This window comes from Collinsella aerofaciens (assembly GCF_015552075.1).
GTDB lineage: Bacteria > Actinomycetota > Coriobacteriia > Coriobacteriales > Coriobacteriaceae > Collinsella > Collinsella aerofaciens_Y.
On record NZ_JADNDZ010000096.1, the window covers coordinates 1 to 19,838 of the forward strand.

A 19,838-nucleotide genomic window follows, 5' to 3' on the forward strand; every position below is an offset into this window, starting at 1 on the left:
CCCCCGGATCCCCTGCGTTTACGGCCTTGAGGTCGGCTCGCGGAGAAGGACGTGGTTGATGAGAGTACGTGTCCCCTTCGCTGTTTCGCGCTTCGCGCGAAAGGCGCGCTACTTTGGGATGGGTGGGGAATGTGGTTGTTGCGGCAACTGGTCCCCACCATAAATTACCCTTGGCATACTTGCGCGAAAACCTGCCCGTGCTACACTTGCAATTGCTGTTTCAGGGCGGGGTGAAATTCCCCACTGGCGGTAAATCGGGCGGTGTCAAAGGGACGCCGTGGCGCAGGCGAGATGCCTGCGACCGAGCCGATGAGTCCGCGACCCGTGTGTGCGTTGGTTCGCATGCCGGCTGAACTGGTGAGATCCCAGTACCAACGGTTAGAGTCCGGATGAAAGAGGCAGGTGATCTTATGTCTGAACAGTCGCAGCATATCCATTTTGAGAACACGAATAGGTGGAGCACCAAGCAGCTCGTTACCATGGCGTTGATGTGCGCCTTGGGAGCACTGTTTATGTATGTGCAGCTGCCCATCCTCCCCTCGGCGCCGTTTTTGACGTATGACCCGTCGCTGGTGCCGGCGATGGTGTGTGGGTTTGCATATGGCCCCGGTGCCGGTACCGCTGTTGCCGCTATGGCGATCGTTATCCATGCGCTTACCACGGGCGACTGGGTCGGCGCGCTTATGAACTTGGTTGCCACGATGGGCTATATTCTGCCTGCGGCTATCGTTTATCAGAAGATGCACACCTACAAGGGTGCCGTGATTGGCCTGGCGCTCGGCGTCATTGCCGCTACGGCGCTGTCCATGGTCGCGAACCTGACCATCGGCGTTTGGTTCTGGTATGGCTCGGCCGATGTGATTCTGCCGCTCATGCTTCCCGCCGTCTTGCCGTTTAACCTCATCAAGACCGTGCTTAACTCGGTGTTGACGCTGGTGGTGTACAAGGCGGTCTCTAATCTCATCACGCCCAAGAAGGACCAGGTCAAAAGCCGCGCATGATTGAGTGTCGGGGCGTTTCCTTTAGCTATGACGGTGTCGTGCCGGCGCTCGATGGCATCGATCTGAACATCGAGGATGGCGAGTTTTTCTGCATCCTCGGCGGCAATGGGTCGGGCAAGTCGACGTTTGCCAAGCATTTGAACGCGCTACTGCAGCCCGATGCGGGAACGGTGTGTGTCAACGGCATGGACGCGTCCGACCCCGAGCTGGTCTACGACATCCGCTCGACTGCGGGCATGGTGTTCCAGAATCCCGATGACCAGCTGGTGGCGACGCTTGTCGAGGACGATGTTGCGTTTGGCCCCGAGAACTTAGGGGTCGAATCGGCCCAGATCGCGCAGCGCGTGCGCGAGGCGCTGAAAGCCGTGGGCCTGGCGGGCTTTGAGCGCCACGAGACCCACGCGCTCTCGGGTGGACAAAAGCAGCGCGTGGCGCTTGCCGGCGTGCTCGCTATGGAGCCGCGCGTGCTCATTTTGGACGAGGCGTCCTCGATGCTCGATCCGCGCGGGCGCAAGGGCCTTATGAAGGCCTGTCACGCGCTGCACGAACGCGGCATGACCATCGTGATGATTACGCATTTTATGGAAGAGGCCGCTGAGGCCGATCGCGTTGCTGTCTTCCAGGCGGGCCGCGTTGCCATGCTCGGTACGCCCGAGGAGATCTTGACGCGGGCGGACGAACTTGCACAGCTCAACTTGGATATGCCGGAGTCGTGCCATTTGGGCATGGCACTTCGTGAGAAGGGTGTGCCCGTTCATGCGCAGGTGCGCGAGGCGGATATGGTTGCCGAGGTTGCGCAGGCTTATGCCGAGCGGAGTAGGACAGGCATCGCCGGGCGGCCTTTCGCATCCGATCCTCGTATTCCCGACAACGTCTCCTCTGCAATCGATGGCGCAGACGCGCAGCAGCCCGTCATCGAGATTTCGCACCTTTCGTATAGCTATTCGCTGAGCGCCCGCGAGCGTCGTCGTTGGCACAAGCGCTCAGCCGCCGAGGGTGCATCGAACAAACAGGCCCTCTGGGGCAATGACCCTAGCAGTCCCTGGGCGTTGCGCAATGTATCGCTAACGGTGCGTCGTGGCGAGTTCCTCGGCCTTGCGGGCCATACCGGTTCGGGTAAGTCGACGCTGGTTCAGCATCTCAACGGCCTGATTCGTCCCCAGGAGGGTTCCGTTTACGCGCTGGGACTCGACCTATCAAGCAAGAAAGACGCCGCTGCGGTTAAGGCAAAGGTCGGCGTGGTGTTTCAGTATCCCGAGCGTCAGCTGTTTGCCGAGACCGTGGCGCAGGACGTGGCATTTGGTCCGCACAACCTTGGCCTGTCGCAGGCCGAGGTTGCCCGCCGCGTTGCGTCATCGCTCGCGCGCGTAGGCCTCGACCTGGCTACGGTGGGCGACAAGAGTCCCTTTGAGCTCTCGGGCGGGCAGCAGCGCCGCGTGGCGTTTGCTGGCGTGCTTGCCATGGAGCCCGAGGTCCTGGTACTCGATGAGCCCATGGCGGGGCTCGATCCGGCGGCGCGCGGTGATTTCCTGGAGCTCATCGATCGACTTCACCATGGGGGCCTGACCGTCGTCATGGTTTCGCACAGTATGGATGACCTGGCCAATTGCTGCGACCGTATCGTCGTAATGAACGAAGGTGCGGTGTTTGCCGAGGGCACACCCGCTCAGGTTTTTGCGCATGCCGATGAGCTCAAGTCGATCGGCTTGGGTGTTCCCGCTGCCCAGCGCATGGCGCTGGCGCTTGCGAAGGCAGGCGTGCCGCTGCGCTTTGACGGTCTCTATACGGTTGAGTCGTTGGCCGACGAGTTGGCAGATTTGCTGATCGGTTGCTCAGACGGTTCTTCTAACGTCTCGGACAAGGCCAAATCCAAGACGGTCGCGCGAGAGGAGGGCTGCTAATGGAGGCGTTTTCGTTTGGCAGCTACTATCCCGGCGATAGTGCAATCCACCGCCTGGACCCGCGGACCAAGTTGCTCTTGGGTTTTGTGTTTCTGATCACGACGCTTACGGTCAGCAGCTTCCGCGGACTGGTCCCGGTCGCAATCTTCGTTGTCCTGATCTATACCGTGTCCCGGGTGCCGGCTCGTCGCGTCCTGTCATCGATGGCGCCGCTGCTGGCGATCGTCGCGGTGGTCGCGGTGCTCAACCTGTTTTCCGACCAGAGCGGGCGCATTCTGTGGCAGCTCGGCTTTTTGCAGATAAGCGAGGGCTCACTGCATTCCGCCGCCTTTATGGCGTGCCGCCTGACCTTGATGATGGCCGGTATGAGCGCTATCACGCTCACCACACCGACGCTCGACCTCACCGCGGGTTTTGAGCGCCTGCTCGCGCCGTTTGCGTGTGTGGGACTTCCTGCGCACGAGCTCGGCATGATCATGGGTATCGCGCTGCGCTTTATGCCGCAGTTTGCCACCGAGATGAAGCAGACGGCCGATGCGCAGGCGAGCCGCGGTGCGCGCGTGACGGGAGGCCCGCTCGGCGGCGTGCGTATGCTCGACAGTGTGGCGATTCCGCTGTTCACGGGCGTGTTCCGTCATGCCGAAACGCTGTCTGCCGCCATGGATGCCCGTTGCTATCATGGCGAGCAGGGCCGCACACGTCTGCATGCGCTTGCATTTGGCCGCGGCGATGCGTTGGCGGCGGTGGTGACGGCGTTGCTGCTCATCTGCGTCATCGTCATCAATCTTCAACTTGTTTAGGCGCGATTCGAGCGCAGAAAAGGGGTCCCTATGACCGACAACGATCGCACGGCGCAGCTCGAGCGCGCCTGTTCGTATCTTAGGCGTATTCCGGCGTGGTATCTTGCCACGATCGACGTGACGGACGGACATCAGCCGCGCGTGAGGCCGTTCTCGTTTGCCATGGTCGATGATGGCAAGCTGTGGTTTTGCACCTCGCGCGGTAAGGACGTGTGGGCCGAGCTCAGCGCGAACCCCAAGTTTGAGGTTTCGGGCTGGAAACCGGGGGAGTGTTGGATTGTGCTGACCGGCGAGGCCGCGCTCGAGGACGACGCGGTCGTGAGCGACCGGGTGCGCCAAGCCGGCTTTAAGCACATGGTGGGCATCGGCGAAGACCACGAGGGCGCCAACGACGGTCGCCTTGCGTTTTTCTCGGTTCGCAACATCGTCGCCCGCTTCTGCGATATCGACGACAGCGAGGAGCGCCTGGAGCTCTAGCGCTCACCAGCCAGTATTCCGGGGTAGTCAATTTGGGACGGGGCTATTTTAGCTACCCCCATATGCCGGCTGACAATTATCCTGCTCCAAATAATTTATTGACAGTTAAAGGGTAGCTAAAATAGCCCCGTCCCAAATTGACTACCCATTCCAAATAGACTGGTCAGTCGACAGGAGGACACATGGACGGATTGAATACGGTTTTGGAGTATCTGACGTCGGTGCCGGCATGGTATTTGGCGACGAGCGTTGACGGACAGCCGCATGTGCGTCCGTTTTCGTTTGCGCAGATTCAGGACGGCAAGCTGTGGTTTGTAACGGCGCGCACCAAAGACGTGTGGCAAGAGCTGCTGCAAAATCAACGCTTTGAGGCCACGAGTTGGTGGCCGGGCCATGGCTGGCTCATCTTGCGCGGGCATGCGGGCCTGGATGACCAGGCCGCTCCCGATATGCGCGAGGCAGGCTGGAAGCACCTGGAGCGCCTAGGCGAGCACTACGAGGGCACAGGCGATCCCACGCTCGTCTTCTTTAGCGTGGAGGAGCCGGAGGCTTTCATCTGCAACCACGACGAATGGGTACCTGTCGAGCTCTAAAAGAGTTCTCCCGACGGCTCCAACAATTTAAATAACCGTCTATATCGGGCCCCACATCGCAACGGCACCGCAAGGTGCACCGGGCGATGTGGGGCCCGTATTCATTTGTCAATTCCTTCGAGTGAATGTGTCGGGATTGTTTCAATGCATGAATATGTAAAAGATTTGCGTATATATGCATCTTTTGGTGCTAAAGTTTCAACCCACTTCATAACGACGGCTGCGGCATACGCATTGGTGCATAACTGCAGACAAGGAGTCCGATATGTCTTTAAAGGTTGGAATCGTCGGTGCGGCTGGATATGCTGGCGCCGAGCTCATTCGCCTCGTCCTCGATCATCCCGAGTTTGAACTTACTGCCATTACGTCCAACGCCGATGCCGGCCAGCCGTTGTCTGCGGTGTACCCGAGCTTCACCGGCGTGAGCGATCTTGTCTTCACGACGCACGATGCCCCCGAGCTCAAGAACTGCGATGCGGTCTTTTTGGCCGTGCCGCACACGGCTGCCATGGCACAGGTGCCCGCCCTGCTTGCCGCGGGAGTCTCCTGCATTGACCTCTCGGCCGACTATCGCCTGAGCGATCCGGCCACCTTTGAGGCCTGGTATGCCGCCGAGCACACGAGCCCCGAGCTACTCAAGAGCCGCGCCTTTGGTCTGCCCGAGCTGTTCTGCCAGGATTTGGAGACCGCTGCATCCGACCACGCCGACGGCAAGCCCGTGCTGGTCGCCTGCGCCGGTTGCTATCCCACCGCGACGAGCCTTGCCGCCGCGCCTGCCGTGCGCGCCGGCTGGGTTGCCCAGAGCGGCCCCGTGATCGTTGACGCTATCAGCGGTGTAACGGGTGCCGGTAAGTCCTGCAACGCCCGTACGCATTTTTGCAGCGCGGACGAAAACCTGGAGGCCTATGGCGTGGGCAAGCATCGTCACACGCCCGAAATCGAGCAGATCTTGGGCCTAACCGATCGCGTCGTCTTTACCCCGCACCTGGCACCGCTCAAGCGCGGTTTGCTCTCTACGGTGACGATGCCGCTTACGCCGCAGGCTATCGATACCTTGACCCTTGAGGACGTTGTCGACCATTACAAGCAGTTCTACGCCGGTCGCACCTTCGTGCGCGTACTCGATGCCGGCCAGCAGCCCAAGACGGCTTCGGTCGTCGGCACCAACGCCGCCCAGATCGGCCTCGCGCTCAACAAGCGCGCGGGCGTTCTGGTGGCTACGGGCGCCATCGACAATCTGTGCAAGGGTGCAGCGGGCCAGGCGGTCCAGTGCGCCAACATCGTCTTTGGTTTTGACGAGCGACGAGGCTTGCCCACAGTGGCGTGCCCGGTGTAGCACATTCTATTGTTAACGATTTGGTAGTCGGGTATCGAGTTGGGCGCCACTTTTAAGCTGGTCTCGTGATTGTGACTGGTATGGCGCTCCGACCGATGCCCACTTTTTGTTTGACATAAGGAGTCATAAAGACGATGAATACAGAGCAGTTCGATATCAAGATTCGTGCCGTAGAGGGCGGCGTAACGGCGGCAGCCGGCTTTAAGGCGGCGGGCATCCATGCCGGATTCCGCAAGAATCCCGAGCGCCTGGATTACGCGCTCGTCGTGCCCGATAAACCCTGTCCCGGGGCCGGCGTGTTTACGACTAACCGCTTTTGTGCGGCGCCCGTGCAGGTGAGCCGTGCCAACCTGGGTGGCGCCGACAAGGGCTATGGCATCATCGCCGGTGTTTCTATCAACTCTGGCAACGCCAACGCCGCCACGGGTGAGACCGGTCTTGCCTGCGCGCGCGAGACCTGCAACATCGCCTCGCAGGTCATCGGCTGCGAGCCCCAGCAGATTCTGGTCGCCTCCACGGGCGTAATTGGTCAGATTCTGCCGATCGACACGTTTGAGACCGCCGTTCCTGCCGCCTACGAGGCACTCTCCGCCCATGGTGGCGCCGATGCCGCCCGCGCTATCATGACGACCGACACGCACTCCAAGGAGTATGCCGTGTGTTACCGCAGCGAGGCCGCGGGGCACGCAGGCAATGCCTATACGGTGGGCGGTATGTGCAAGGGCTCGGGCATGATCATGCCCAACATGGCAACCATGATCGCGGTCATCACTACCGATGCCCCCGCCGAGCCGGCGGCGCTCCACGCCCTGTTACTCTCCACCGTCAAGCAGACCTTCAACAAGGTAACGGTCGACTCCGACACCTCGACTAACGACACCTGCATCATGCTTGCCTCCGGCGCTGCCGCAAATGCCGAGCCTATTGTCGAGGGCTCTGACGCCTTCGACGAGCTGGCCTTTGCCGTGCATGAGGTGTGTGAGAGCCTGGCGCGCAATATCGCCGCAGATGGCGAGGGCGCATCCAAGCTCGTGACGGTTAACGTCATCGGTGCCGCGAACGACGAGGAGGCCGATATCGCCGCTCGTGCTGTCGCCAACTCGCCGCTCGTCAAGACCTGCATCGCCGGCCACGACTGCAACTGGGGCCGCGTTGCCATGGCGCTCGGCAAGTGCGGCGTGCAGTTTAACCAAGAAGATGTTTCCATCGACATGATGGGTATGCCCGTCTGCCGTGATGGCCTGACCGTTCCCTTTGATGAGGACGAGGCCCTGCGTCGCTTCGAGGCGCCCGAGATTGTGATCTCGGCAGACCTGGGCGCAGGGAACGCGGCAACGACCGTGTGGACCTGCGACCTCACGCACGAGTACATCTCCATTAACGGCGACTACCGTTCCTAGATTCCAGGCACGCTGCGCATCTTGCCGCGATTGCGGACAGCGGAGCACGGCGCGATAACGATACGAAAGACGAGGCAGATTATGAAATTCGCACGCGATTGTCGTTCGAGCGAATCCAACGAAGCAACCGCGCAGCTGCTGTTCGAAGCGCTGCCGTGGATTAAGAACCTGACCGGCAAGACGGTTGTTATCAAATATGGCGGAGCCGCCATGGTTGATGAGCAGCTGCGCCGCGACGTGATGAGCGACATCGTTTTGCTCAAGATCATCGGTATGCGCCCCGTCATCGTGCATGGCGGTGGCAAGGCTATCAACGAGGCGCTCAGCCACTACGACATCCCCGTCGAGTTTAAGAACGGCCAGCGCGTGACTACGCCTGCCACCATGGACATCGTGCGTGAGGTACTGGGCGGCAAGGTCAATCAGGAGCTGGTCGCGGCGCTCAACCACCACGGCAACCTGGCCGTGGGCGTGTCCGGCAGCGACGCCGGCACCCTTATCGCCGAGCCGCTCGACCCAGAGCTCGGCCGCGTGGGCAAGGTCACGCACGTCAACACCGACTATATCGAGCGCCTGCTCGATAGCGAGTACATCCCCGTCATCGCTACCGTCGCGGCGGGGGAGGACGGCGGTTTCTTCAACATCAACGCCGACACCGCCGCCGGTGCCGTTGCCGCGGCGCTCCACGCGCATAAGGCGATCTTTTTGACCGATGTCGATGGCCTGTACAAGGACTTTAGCGACAAGGACTCGCTTATCTCCAACCTAACGCTCGACGAGGTTAACGAAATGCTCTACGGCGGCGAGGTCGATAAGGGCATGATTCCCAAGCTGCGTGCGGCCGTCGATGCGCTTACCGGCGGCGTATTTCGTGCCCACATCATTAACGGTACTACGCCGCATTCGCTGCTCCTGGAGCTGCTGACCGATGCCGGCGTCGGCACCGTGATCCATTCCACCGAGACGGCTTACGAGTTCGATACGCATCCGCATCCGCTTTCGACGTTTGCTGCGCGTCTGACCGAGAACCTTGACGAGGTCGAGAAGCTTCAGACGGTCTAGCTGACCCTCAGCCGCCCCATTCCTGCACCCATAGCCCCGCGCCGTCTGGCGCCCAACGAAAGGCATCTCATGTCACTTGCAGCTCAGCAATCGCTTGAATCCCATTACGTTATGCATACCTTTGGCCGCTCTCCGGTCGAGTTTGTCGAGGGTCACGGCATGAAGCTCACCGGCGACGATGGCCGTGAGTACCTCGACTTTCTTGCCGGCATCGGCGTGTGCAGCCTAGGTCATGGCGACCCGGCTGTGCTCTCGGCGCTCGAGGCACAGACCAAAAAGCTCATGCATGTCTCCAATTACTTCTACATTGAGCAGCGCGGACAGGTCGCGGCGCTGCTGTCCAAGCTTGCTAACGACGACGTAGATGGTGCGCGCGTGCTTGCCGATGCCGTTGTCGCCGGCGATGAGACCACGGCAGCTGCTCTTGGTGCCCCGGCTGCGGATGAGCAGGTTTGGGAGACCTTCTTTGCCAACTCTGGCGCCGAGGCCAACGAGGGCTCGATGAAGCTCGCGCGCCTGTACGCCAAGCGTGCCGGTAATGGCGGCAACACCATCGTGTGCATGCGCGGCGGGTTCCACGGCCGTACGCTCGAGACCATTGCCGCCACCATGCAGGATTGGCTGCAGGACAGCTTCCGCCCACTGCCGGGTGGCTTTGTGGCCTGCACGCCCAACGATATGGACGAGCTGCGTGCGATCTTTAAGCAGCTGGGCAGTGAAATTTGCGCCGTGATGCTCGAGCCGATCCAAGGTGAGAGTGGCGTGCACCCTATGACCGAGGAGTTTATGGCGGCAGCGCGCGACCTGGCACACGAAGTGGGCGCCGTGCTTATCGCCGACGAGGTCCAGTGCGGTATCTTCCGCTCCGGCAAGCCATTTGCATTCCAAACCTATGGCGTGGAGCCCGACATTATGAGCCTTGCCAAGGGCATTGCCGATGGCGTGCCCATGGGTGCCGTAGTGGCAAAGAAGGAGATTGCCGACGTGTTTAAGCCGGGGGACCACGGCTCGACCTTTGGCGGTAGCTGCTTGGCCGTCGCGGCGTGCGCCGCGACGCTCTCCGCGCTCGTGCGCGGCGATTATGCCGACCATGCTGCCAAGGTAGGCGCCTATATGGAGGCAAAGCTCGCCAAGCTGCCGCACGTGACCGAGGTGCGTGGCCGCGGCTTGATGCTCGGCTGTGATTTGGATGATGCCGCGGGCGACGCACATGATATTGTTGCCCGCGCGCTGGCCGCCGGTGCCGTGATTAACGCTACGGGTGCTCATACGCTGCGTTTCTTGCCGCCGCTCGTCTGCGAGGAAGCCGACGTGGACAGTCTGATCGAGATCCTGTCGGGTGTCTTGGTCTAACGCAGCGCAATAACTCAATTTGGACCGGGTTCCGGACTGCGGGCGTGCCCTATGTGGCATGATTCAGCGGTCTGGAGCCCGTTTTGCCTTAGATTTGCTAAGGCAGGGAGACCCGCTGGTCAAAAAACATTAAATATGAGTACTGCTACCGATTTGGTAGCAGCAATTTTGGACTAATAAGGCCAGATGGCAAGTCGAAATGGCGATGAATGCACGATTTTGATCCAACTGTTAGTCCTTATAATGGACATATGTTGCGTAACTTAAGCAAATACTATCTTTTTATATGTTGCAAACAAAGTAGCAGTACTCATTTTTGCCATTTTTTGGCCACGGCCTTTGTGACAGACGTGCTGGCGGGTTCGAATCCCATGCGCTGGGCCCAAACAAAAACGGTCCCCTTGCGAGGACCGTTTCCAATTCGGTGGTGGGCGATGAGGGATGTCGCGTGCGGCTGACGCCGCCCGCTTTCGCTTCGGGCCTACGGCCCTCGCGTGCTGCGCTGGAAAACGCTTGCGCGTTTCCTCAGCTCCGCACCCTGTCGGGTTCGAATCCCATGCGCTGGGCCCAAAAAAGAAAGGCTTCCATTGCTGGGAGCCTATCAAATCAGTGGTGGGCGATGAGGGATTCGAACCCCCAGCCTTGTGCGTGTAAAGCACCTGCGCTAACCGTTGCGCCAATCGCCCGTGCGGAGAGAGTATAGCAAAACAATCGCCTCATTCACCTCATATCCATTAAAGGTAACTGGCACGTGTCGCAGCGGAGCTGATTCAGTTGAGATTGCCTGAACATTCCGCCCCTCTTTACGCCCTCGGGTATACTCAAAAGCTACTGATTCGATTTGATGCCCAGCAACAGCAGAGGGGATAGCATATGTGCGGTTTTGTCGGTTTTGTCGGTGGGACGGATAACCAATCCGAGGTGCTCACCAAGATGATGGACCGCATCGTCCATCGCGGTCCCGACATGGGCGGTCAGTTTATCGACGGCCGCGTTGCCCTCGGCTTCCGCCGCCTGTCGATCCTCGACCTGACCGAGGCTGGCGCCCAACCCATGGCTAACGAGGACGGTAGCGTCGTTATCGTCTTTAACGGCGAGATCTACAACTTCCAAGAACTCCGTTCCGAGCTCGAGGCCAAGGGCTACAAGTTCCACTGCGGCGCCGACACCGAGAGCCTCCTGCACGGCTACGAGGAGTGGGGCGAGGCCGTACTCGATCGCTTGCGCGGTATGTACGCCTTCGTCATCTGGGACAAAAAGAAGAACAAGCTTTTTGGCGCCCGCGACATCTTTGGCATCAAGCCGCTTTACTACTATCCCATGGCCGATGCGGGCGACGGCGCTCCGGGCGTGCTCTTTGGTTCTGAGATCAAGAGCTTCCTGGACTACCCGCACTTCCACAAGGCGGTCAACAAAAAGGCCCTGCGTCCGTACATGACGCTGCAGTATTCGGCAACCGAGGAGACCTTCTTCGAGGGTGTCTACAAGCTGCCGCCGGCGCACTACTTTACCGTCGATATCCCGACCGGCAAGATGAACATCGAGCGCTACTGGGATTGCGATTACTCTGCCGTCGAGAAGCCGTTCGAGGAGTACGTCGACGAGCTGGACGAGGTCGTGCACGAGAGCGTCGAGGCCCATCGCATCGCCGACGTCAAGGTCGCGTCGTTCCTCTCCGGTGGCGTCGACTCCAGCTACATCGCCGCTTGCCTCATGCCCGACAAGACCTTCTCGGTGGGCTTTGACTACAAGAACTTCAACGAGACCAACTACGCCAAGGAGCTTTCCGATAAGCTCGGCGTCGAGAACGTTCGCAAGATGATTACCGCCGACGAGTTCTTCGGTGCGCTCGAGGACATCCAGTATCACATGGACGAGCCGCAGTCCAACCTGTCTTCCGTGCCGCTGTGGTTCTTGGCCGAGATGGCCCGCAAGGACGTTACCGTCGTGCTTTCGGGCGAAGGCGCCGACGAGCTCTTTGGCGGCTACGCCTACTACGAGGATACGGTCCCGGTGCGCAAGTACAAAAGGATGGTGCCGCTGCCCATCCGCCGCGCGCTTGGTAACCTGGCGCTGCATATGCCGTACTTCAAGGGACATAACTTCCTGGTCAAGGGTGCCGAGATCCCCGAGAAGTCGTTCCTGGGACAGGCTCTGGTATGGCCGGAGCGCGAGGTCGACGGCGTGCTCAAGCCCGAGTACAACACCGGCGATGGCGCCTTCGAGCTTGCCGCTCCCATCTATGCGCGCGTGAAGGGTCAGCCCGAGCTGGTCAAGAAGCAGTACCTGGACATGAACATGTGGCTCCCGGGCGACATTCTGCTCAAGGCCGACAAGATGTGCATGGCGCACTCGCTGGAGCTGCGCGTGCCCTTCCTGGACCGCAAAGTCATGGAGTTCGCCGAGCACATTCCCGACCGCTACCGCATCAACGAGAACGGCAACAAACAGGTACTCCGCCACGCTGCCAACAAGTCGCTGCCCGATGAGTGGGCCACCCGTCCCAAGGTGGGCTTCCCGGTGCCGATTGTCTACTGGCTGCGCGAGCAAAAGTGGTACGACTATGTCAAGGAGTACTTCACCGCGCCGTGGGCAAGCGAGTTCTTCGATACCGACGAGCTCATGCACCTGCTCGATCTGCACTTTGCGGGCAAGGGCGATTTCCAGCGCAAGATCTATACGCCGCTCGTGTTCTTGGTGTGGTACAAGCGCTTCTTTATCGACGAGGACCAGCCCGCTGTTCAGGCTGCCTAGCCTCGGCTTACGAACGCCTGCGCGTAACGGCTCCTCCGGGAGCCGTTTTTGCGTGGGTGCGTTTCAGTTACTATAAAACCGTCCCTGCCAAATGGCTGAGAAAGGTGAAAGATGCACCATTCGGATTCCGCGACCGTGACCACGGTCGATACGCTTGCCAAGCTTCTCGATGTGTGCGGCGAGCTGCGCTCATCAGAGCAGGTTGACGAGCGTGCCGTGACCGGCTGCTCGTTTGATTCGCGCGCGGTCTCGGCAGGTGACGTATTCTTTTGCAAAGGTGCTGCCTTTAAGCCCGCGTTTTTGAGCATGGCGCTCGATGCGGGCGCCGTCGCATTTGTGTGCGAGGAGTCGCTGGTCGAGTCTCTGGAGCCGCTGGCGCAGGAGAGCGGTGCTGCGATGCTGGTTGTTGATAGTGTTCGCACGGCCATGGCCCTGTTGCCGCCGGAGGTCTACGACCGTCCCGACCACGACGTCAAGATCGTGGGTATCACCGGTACCAAGGGAAAGACCACGGCCGCTTTTATGCTCCAGTCGATTATCAAAGCGGCGGGCGAGTCCTGCGGCATGATCGGCTCGGTGAGTACCGACGATGGCATCGAGTGCTACGAGAGCACCAATACTACGCCCGAGGCCCCCGAGGTCTGGCGCCATATCGCCAACTGCCGCACGTCCGGTCGCCAGTCCATGGTCATGGAGGTTTCGAGCCAGGCGCTCAAGTACCAACGCGTCGAGAATCTGCCGTTTGACGTGGCGTGCTTCCTCAACATCGGCCGCGACCACATCTCGCCGATCGAACACCCCACGTTTGAGGATTATTTTGAGAGCAAACTCAGGATCTTTGACCAGGCAAAGACCGCCGTGGTGAATCTAGGCACCGAAGAGGTTGACCGTGTGCTAGAGGCAGCGTCGACGGCCGATCGCTTGGTGACCGTTGGGGTCGAGCATCCCGAGGCGAGCCTGTGGGCAAGCGACGTACGCATGGTCGGCTTTAGCATCGAGTTCAACTTGCATGGCCTGTGTGCCGACGAGTCCGAGACGGGGGAGAAGGTCCTGCTGGGCATCGCGGGCGACTTTAACGTGGAAAACGCGCTGGTCGCTATCGCCGCTGCGCGCGAGATCGGCATCGGTATCGAGGCTATCAAGAAGGGCCTCTCCAAACTGCGTGTGCCGGGCCGTATGGAGGTCGTGGAGTCGAAGGACGGCCGCGTGATCTGCGTCGTTGACTATGCGCACAACCAGCTTTCGTTCCGTTCGCTTTTCTCGTCGGTGAAGCGCGCGTTTCCCGCTAGCCCCGTCATTGCGCTGTTTGGCGCTGCCGGCGGCAAGGCGCAGGAGCGCCGCGAGCAGCTTCCGCGCGAGGCCGCACCGTATTCCGACCTGATGATCTTTGCCAACGAGGATCCAGCTCACGAGGACCCGATGAAGGTCTGTCGCGAGCTTGCCGAGCATGTTCCCGACGATACGCCGAACAAGATCATCCTCGACCGCGAAGCCGCTGTGCATGCGGCGTTCAAGGCGGCGCGCGAGGAGTACGTCAACCCCGATGCTCCCACCATTGTCTTGCTGCTGGCAAAGGGTGACGAAGAGCTCATGCACGTGGGCGACGAGTTCGTGCCCATCGAGAGCGACCTTTCGTTGGCCAATCGCCTGATCGATGTTACCCAGTTTGACTAATGAACCATGATGGCGGCGGCGCCCTGAGTGCGCTGTCGCCATAAGCGTGTTCCCTCAATCAAAACATGCCGTCCAAGTCCAAACCCTTCTACGTAAACGGAGTAACCATGTCCCACAACACCCTGCCGACCGTTGCCGAGCTTTCGGGCGAGATGCGCGAGCGCTTGGCCAAGGTCAAGTACGTCTTTACCGACCTGGATGCCACGATGCTCGCACCCGGCTCGTGCGTGCTACGCGACAACGACGGCAACCCCTCGACCAAACTCGTCGAGGCCGTCGTGGCGCTCGCTCGCGCTGGTATTCAGGTGGTTCCCACCTCGGGCCGCAACCGTACCATGATCCACGAGGACGCGCGCGTGCTCGGTCTCAACTCCTACATCGGCGAGATGGGCGGCCTGGTCATGTACGACCTCAAAGCCAACGATTGGGAGTATCTGACCGGCGACATGCCCTACGACTCCTCTTGCGGCCTCACGCCGCACCAGGTGATCGAGCAGACCGGCGTGTGCGAGAAGATCCTCGCCCGCTGGCCGCACAAGATCGAGTATCACAACGACATGTCGACCGGCTACAAATACCGTGAGGTCACCGTCGGCATGCGCGGCGATGTGCCCGACGATGAGGTTCAGGCCATCCTGGACGAGGCCGGCTGCGGTCTGATCTGGGCTTGCAACGGCCATCTGACTCACCTGTCCAAGCCGACGACGCTCGAGCTCGATCGCGTCGAGGACGGTCGCGCATTCAACATCAACCCCGCGGGCCTCAACAAGGGCGTCGCCATTGCGCACTTCTGCGAGCACCTGGGGATCGAGCGCGAGGAGACGTTGGCGCTCGGCGACTCCGAGTCCGACTTCTACATGGCCGATCACGTGGGCACGTTCTGCTTGGTCGAGAATGGCCTGACGAGCGCCGGCGCGCCCGAGTTCCTGGCTGCTTGCGAGAACGCTTTCGTTACGCGCGGCAAAATTGTCGACGGTTGGGCGGCGACGGCAGAGCTGCTGGTCGCGGCGCGTTCGTAGCGCGGCGTCGCTGCACTTGGACATGTCTTTTCGAGAGAGACTGGTGAGGTAATGTCCGATATCGAGAATCCGGCAGGCGACACGCGCCCGATTGGCGTGTTCGATTCTGGTTTGGGCGGTCTGACGGTTGCGCGCGCGATTGCGACGGCGCTGCCGCACGAGTCCGTCTACTACTTTGGCGACACCAAGCGCTGCCCCTACGGCACCCGCACCGAGGATGAGGTGCGCTCGTTTGCGTTGCAGGCGGGTCGTTGGCTTTCGAAGCACGACGTCAAGATTATGGTCATCGCCTGCAACACGGCGACCGCTGCGGCCCTGCGTCTGGCCCAGCAGGTGCTCGACGTTCCCGTGATCGGTGTGATCGCGCCGGGTGCCCGTGCGGCAATCAACAGCACCCGCTCGCGTCGCGTGGGCGTGCTCGCCACCAACCTCACCATTCGCTCGGGCGCCTACACGCGCGCCATTCAGGACCTGGATGCCGGCGTCGATGTATACGGCTGTCCTGCCCCGAGCTTCGTCGAGGTTGTCGAACACGAGCTTGCCTCGGGTGCACATCTGCAGGAACAGTGGCTTGAGAACGAGGACATCTTCGATACGCCTGCCGTGCGTGCGCTGGTGGGTGCCACGGTTGAGCCGCTACGCGACCACGGTATCGATACCGTGGTGCTCGGCTGTACGCATTTTCCGCTGTTGGTGGGACCTATCCGGCATGCGCTGGGGCCTGGGGTGCGCGTCGTGAGTTCCGCCGAGGAGACCACGCGCGAGCTGACCGATATCCTCACGCGCCGCGAGCAGCTGGCGGGCGACGCCGCCGAGCCGCAGCATCGTTTTGCCACGACGGCCGATAACATTGCCGAGTTTGCGGTGGCGGGCAGCTTTATCTTTGGTCAGCCGCTCAAGAGCATCGAACATATCGATATCGATGAGCTGAAATAGATGTAAGGCAGCCGCCAAAGCCTTCGCCACATCTTTTGCCGAAAGGAAATTTCTATGGAGTACATGCAGGTCAACCGCGCCAACGGTCGCGCCGCCAACGAGTTGCGCCCCGTTAAGCTCACCCGTGGCGTCATGAAGCACGCCCACGGCTCGTGTTTGGCCGAGTTCGGCGACACGCGCGTGCTGTGCGCCGCCACTATCGAGGAGGGCGTGCCGGGCTGGCGAAAGGGAGCTAAGGCCGGCTGGGTGACCGCGGAATACGCCATGCTGCCGGCGTCGACCGGCAAGCGCTGCAAGCGCGAGCACGCCAACCGCAAGGGCCGCTCCATGGAGATCGAGCGCCTCATTGGCCGCAGCCTGCGTACCGTCGTCAACATGAAGGCGCTCGGCGAGTACACCGTCACCGTCGACTGCGATGTGATTCAGGCCGATGGCGGCACGCGTACAGCGAGCATCACCGGCGCCTGGGTGGCGCTGCACGACGCCCTCGCCATGTGGGTCGAGGCGGGAAAGATCGATCACATCCCGCTTACCGGCCAGGTGGCTGCCATCTCCATGGGCGTTGTCGACGGCAATACGCTGCTTGACCTCGATTATTCCGAGGACAGCCATGCCGAGGTCGACATGAACCTCGTCGCCACCGACACTGGTGAGATGATCGAGCTCCAGGGCACTGGCGAGCAGGCGCCCTTCGACCGCAAACGCCTCAACGCCCTGCTCGACTTGGGCGACAAGGGTATCGCCGAGCTCATCGAGCTCCAGCGCCAAGCCCTCGCCTAACCTACCAAAAAGGGACAGGTTTATTTTGGTAGGTTTTATCTGGGAAAACGTCGAAGTATAAGACTGCCGTTGATTGAGAGGGGAGAGAGGCCGAGGTCCTCGTCGTCCTCAACACGGCATTGCTATAGAGACAAGGAGGCCAGCTATGGCACTTGAGAAGATTGACATCGACACCCTCGACCCGGCGGCGACCATCGTCGTGGCAACCGGCAACGCCCATAAGCTCACCGAGATTGAGGCCATTTTGGGCAAGGTCATGCCCGAGGTACGCTTTGTGGCGCTCGGTCAGCTGGGCGATTTTGAGGACCCCGAGGAAAACGGCACAACGTTTTTGGAGAACGCCATCATCAAGGCGCAGGCTGCCGTCGAAGAGACGGGGCTCATGGCCATTGCCGACGATTCGGGCTTGGTCGTTGATGCCCTGGACGGCGAGCCGGGCGTGTATAGCGCGCGCTATGCGGGCGTGCATGGCGACGATGCCGCCAACAACGCCAAGCTGCTCGTTAACCTGGAAGGCGTGGCAGACGAGGATCGCACCGCGCGTTTTATAAGCGTCGTTGCGCTCATCGACACGGACGGTTTGGTCACCTATGGTGAGGGCGCCTGCGAGGGCGCTATCGCACACGAGGGCCGCGGCGATCACGGCTTTGGCTACGACCCGCTGTTCCTGCCGGTCGACACGCCGGGCAAGACCATGGCCGAGCTGACGGCGGACGAGAAGAACGCCATCAGCCATCGTTTCCACGCGCTCGAGCATCTGTCCGCCAAACTGACGGGCGAGGAGTAGGCCGTGCGCGCGGTGGTGCAGCGCGTACTCAACGCCGGCGTGACGGTCGACGGCGAGTGCGTGGGCAAAATTGGGCGCGGCTATCTAGTGCTGCTGGGCGTGGGCCACGGCGACACGCGCGCCGAGGCTGATAAGCTGTGGGGCAAGCTCCGGGGCTTGCGCATCAACGAGGACGAGAACGGCAAGACCAACTTGGCACTGGCCGATGTCGACGGCGAGGTACTCGTGGTGTCGCAGTTCACGCTATTTGCCGACTGCCGCCACGGCCGCCGCCCATCGTTTACGGATGCCGGCGCCCCCGATGTCGCCAACGAGCTCTACGAGTACTTCTTGACGCTTGTGCGCGAGGACGTTGAGCACGTGGCGCACGGCATCTTTGGCGCCGACATGAAGGTCGACCTGGTCAACGACGGCCCATTCACCATCGTCTTGGACACCGACAACCTTTAGGTTACGCGGTTTTACCAAACCGCGTAACTGCTCGACGCTGCACGGCCACCATTCGGCCAATCTGTCGCTCAAACCGTCGCTCGCGTACCAAAGTACGCATCGCTCCTCTTTCGCGACACCTTGGCTCGAATGGTGGCCGTTCGCTGGCGTGAACTAGTTATGCAAATAATTTTAGAAACGTCTTGTATAGAGCTGCAACAGGGTGCTATAGTATTAGAGTTTTGTCTATCTTAGGGGTATTATCCCCTTTTTGAATTGCACCTTCTGGAGGCCCTGTTCATGGAAGAGATGGAAGTCAATCACGTCGACGACATCCACGAGAAGCTGACCGATATGGTGGGCGATCGCGTCAAGGTTAAGGCCAACATGGGCCGCACCCGCGTTGTCGAGCGCATGGGCACCATCAAGAGCGTCCACCCCGCCGTCTTCATTGTCGAGGTCGACGAGCGCCGTGGCCGTAAGTCGCGTCAGTCCTACCAGTATATCGATGTCCTCACCGGTCAGGTCGAGCTGTTCGACCCCGAGAGCGGCGAGCACATCTTTACCCCGCTCGGCAATCAGCTCGAGGAGCATTAACGGTGACCGATCGGTCCCTGACTCTTTCCGCGCCGGCAAAGATTAACCTCTACCTGGGGGTTCATACCGAGCGCGATGACCGCGGCTACCACAGGGTCGATTCCCTGATGGCAGCCGTCGGTCTTTCCGATACCGTGACGGTCACGCCGGCGCAGGCGCTGGCCGTTCAGACGGTTCCGGCATCAGATTTTCCCATGCAAAAGAATACGGCGTATCGGGCTGCGGTTGCTATGGCCGAGCATTATGGTCGCGAGGCAAACATCTGCGTGACGATTGAGAAGCGTATTCCATTGTGCGCCGGCTTGGGCGGCCCCTCGACGGATGCGGCCGCGGTCATTGTCGCCTTGGCGGAGCTCTGGGGCATTGATCGCACCGACCCAGCACTCGACGACATCGCGCGCGGCATTGGTGCTGACGTCCCGTTCTTTTTGCACGCGAGCCCTGCGTTCTACGTAGGTGGGGGAGACGTGCTGGCAACTGAGTACCCAGCGCTGCCCGCGACGCCCGTCGTGCTGGTTAAGCCGCGCGAGGCGAGCGTTTCGACAATTGAGGCTTATCGACGTTTTGACGAGGCCTCGGTGCCTGCGGACAAGCCCGGCGCGATGGCTTCTGCCTTGCGTGCTGGTGATGCAGAGACGGCATATGCGCTCATCCATAACAACTTGGGTGTCATTTCCGCACAGATGGAGCCGCAGATTCAAACGGTTCTCGATTGGCTGCGTAAACAGGACGGCACCGTTGCTGTAGATGTGTGCGGATCGGGTGCCTGCTCGTTTGCCATTTGCGACACCGCCGACATGGCCGAAAGGCTTGCCGACGCTGCCCAGCAAAACGGCTGGTGGTCCTGCGCGACGGAGCTCATTCCCAACACGGTTCGCGTCGAAGGGTTGATTTCCGATCTCAGCCGAACACATTAGGCGGACAGGCCGTTCCCGCAGC

Annotated in this window: 18 protein-coding genes, 1 tRNA gene and 1 riboswitch; of the genes, 18 read left to right on the forward strand and 1 reads right to left on the reverse strand. The window is 60.8% G+C overall.

Annotation, left to right across the window (positions count from 1 at the left end; genetic code table 11):
• Nucleotides 1–212 precede the first annotated feature (212 nt).
• A riboswitch (FMN riboswitch) is annotated at nt 213–405 on the forward strand.
• A gap of 5 nt (nt 406–410) precedes the next feature.
• The 9 genes from I2D41_RS07345 (at nt 411) to I2D41_RS07385 (ending at nt 9,923) form a co-directional block, all read left to right on the forward strand.
• A complete protein-coding gene (locus tag I2D41_RS07345) occupies nt 411–1,001 on the forward strand; it encodes an ECF transporter S component (RefSeq protein WP_229042255.1) in 591 nt (196 codons plus the stop codon).
• Nucleotides 998–2,902, forward strand: a complete 1,905-nt coding sequence (locus I2D41_RS07350) for an energy-coupling factor transporter ATPase (protein ID WP_195364080.1) — start codon at nt 998–1,000, stop codon at nt 2,900–2,902. The genes I2D41_RS07345 and I2D41_RS07350 overlap by 4 nt, the downstream gene beginning before the upstream one ends.
• Nucleotides 2,902–3,702: an energy-coupling factor transporter transmembrane component T family protein gene (locus tag I2D41_RS07355; protein WP_195364081.1), complete on the forward strand. Its 801-nt coding sequence runs from the start codon at nt 2,902–2,904 to the stop codon at nt 3,700–3,702. The genes I2D41_RS07350 and I2D41_RS07355 overlap by 1 nt, the downstream gene beginning before the upstream one ends.
• 30 nt (nt 3,703–3,732) lie before the next feature.
• The gene (locus I2D41_RS07360; protein ID WP_195364082.1) at nt 3,733–4,179 is read left to right on the forward strand and encodes a pyridoxamine 5'-phosphate oxidase family protein; all 447 of its coding nucleotides are present in this window, start codon (nt 3,733–3,735) and stop codon (nt 4,177–4,179) included.
• Nucleotides 4,180–4,361: 182 nt separating this feature from the next.
• Nucleotides 4,362–4,772, forward strand: coding sequence for a pyridoxamine 5'-phosphate oxidase family protein (locus tag I2D41_RS07365; RefSeq protein WP_195364083.1), 411 nt, complete (start codon nt 4,362–4,364; stop codon nt 4,770–4,772).
• Nucleotides 4,773–5,037: 265 nt separating this feature from the next.
• Nucleotides 5,038–6,108: an N-acetyl-gamma-glutamyl-phosphate reductase gene (argC, locus tag I2D41_RS07370; RefSeq protein WP_195364084.1), complete on the forward strand. Its 1,071-nt coding sequence runs from the start codon at nt 5,038–5,040 to the stop codon at nt 6,106–6,108.
• Between the two features lie 134 nt (nt 6,109–6,242).
• Nucleotides 6,243–7,508 carry a bifunctional glutamate N-acetyltransferase/amino-acid acetyltransferase ArgJ gene (argJ, locus tag I2D41_RS07375; protein WP_195364085.1) on the forward strand — a complete coding sequence of 422 codons (1,266 nt, stop codon included), beginning with the start codon at nt 6,243–6,245 and terminating at the stop codon, nt 7,506–7,508.
• Between the two features lie 81 nt (nt 7,509–7,589).
• A complete protein-coding gene (gene argB, locus I2D41_RS07380; protein WP_117734280.1) occupies nt 7,590–8,570 on the forward strand; it encodes an acetylglutamate kinase in 981 nt (326 codons plus the stop codon).
• A gap of 69 nt (nt 8,571–8,639) precedes the next feature.
• Nucleotides 8,640–9,923 carry an aminotransferase class III-fold pyridoxal phosphate-dependent enzyme gene (locus I2D41_RS07385; protein WP_195364086.1) on the forward strand — a complete coding sequence of 428 codons (1,284 nt, stop codon included), beginning with the start codon at nt 8,640–8,642 and terminating at the stop codon, nt 9,921–9,923.
• Between the two features lie 610 nt (nt 9,924–10,533).
• Here I2D41_RS07385 and I2D41_RS07390 read toward each other — a convergent pair.
• Nucleotides 10,534–10,609: transfer RNA gene (locus I2D41_RS07390), tRNA-Val, on the reverse strand.
• Between the two features lie 187 nt (nt 10,610–10,796).
• On the opposite strand from I2D41_RS07390, the gene asnB reads away from it, so the two are divergent.
• From asnB to ispE, 9 genes are all read left to right on the forward strand, one after another.
• A complete protein-coding gene (gene asnB, locus I2D41_RS07395; protein WP_195364087.1) occupies nt 10,797–12,677 on the forward strand; it encodes an asparagine synthase (glutamine-hydrolyzing) in 1,881 nt (626 codons plus the stop codon).
• Nucleotides 12,678–12,788: 111 nt separating this feature from the next.
• On the forward strand, nt 12,789–14,351 hold the full coding sequence (locus I2D41_RS07400; protein WP_195364088.1) for a Mur ligase family protein: 1,563 nt from the start codon (nt 12,789–12,791) through the stop codon (nt 14,349–14,351).
• 107 nt (nt 14,352–14,458) lie between these two features.
• Nucleotides 14,459–15,370, forward strand: coding sequence for an HAD family hydrolase (locus tag I2D41_RS07405; protein ID WP_195364089.1), 912 nt, complete (start codon nt 14,459–14,461; stop codon nt 15,368–15,370).
• Between the two features lie 51 nt (nt 15,371–15,421).
• Complete coding sequence (gene murI / locus I2D41_RS07410) at nt 15,422–16,306, forward strand: glutamate racemase (protein ID WP_195364090.1); 885 nt, start codon at nt 15,422–15,424, stop codon at nt 16,304–16,306.
• A 54-nt stretch (nt 16,307–16,360) separates the two neighbouring features.
• Nucleotides 16,361–17,086, forward strand: a complete 726-nt coding sequence (rph, locus tag I2D41_RS07415; RefSeq protein ID WP_195364091.1) for a ribonuclease PH — start codon at nt 16,361–16,363, stop codon at nt 17,084–17,086.
• Between the two features lie 145 nt (nt 17,087–17,231).
• Nucleotides 17,232–17,873, forward strand: a complete 642-nt coding sequence (gene rdgB, locus I2D41_RS07420; protein ID WP_138339580.1) for an RdgB/HAM1 family non-canonical purine NTP pyrophosphatase — start codon at nt 17,232–17,234, stop codon at nt 17,871–17,873.
• 3 nt (nt 17,874–17,876) lie between these two features.
• Entirely contained in the window at nt 17,877–18,323 is a 447-nt protein-coding gene (gene dtd / locus I2D41_RS07425) for a D-aminoacyl-tRNA deacylase (RefSeq protein ID WP_138339581.1), read from the forward strand.
• Between the two features lie 279 nt (nt 18,324–18,602).
• Complete coding sequence (locus tag I2D41_RS07430; RefSeq protein WP_006234957.1) at nt 18,603–18,899, forward strand: Veg family protein; 297 nt, start codon at nt 18,603–18,605, stop codon at nt 18,897–18,899.
• 2 nt (nt 18,900–18,901) lie between these two features.
• The gene (gene ispE, locus I2D41_RS07435) at nt 18,902–19,816 is read left to right on the forward strand and encodes a 4-(cytidine 5'-diphospho)-2-C-methyl-D-erythritol kinase (protein WP_271741678.1); all 915 of its coding nucleotides are present in this window, start codon (nt 18,902–18,904) and stop codon (nt 19,814–19,816) included.
• Nucleotides 19,817–19,838: the final 22 nt, after the last annotated feature.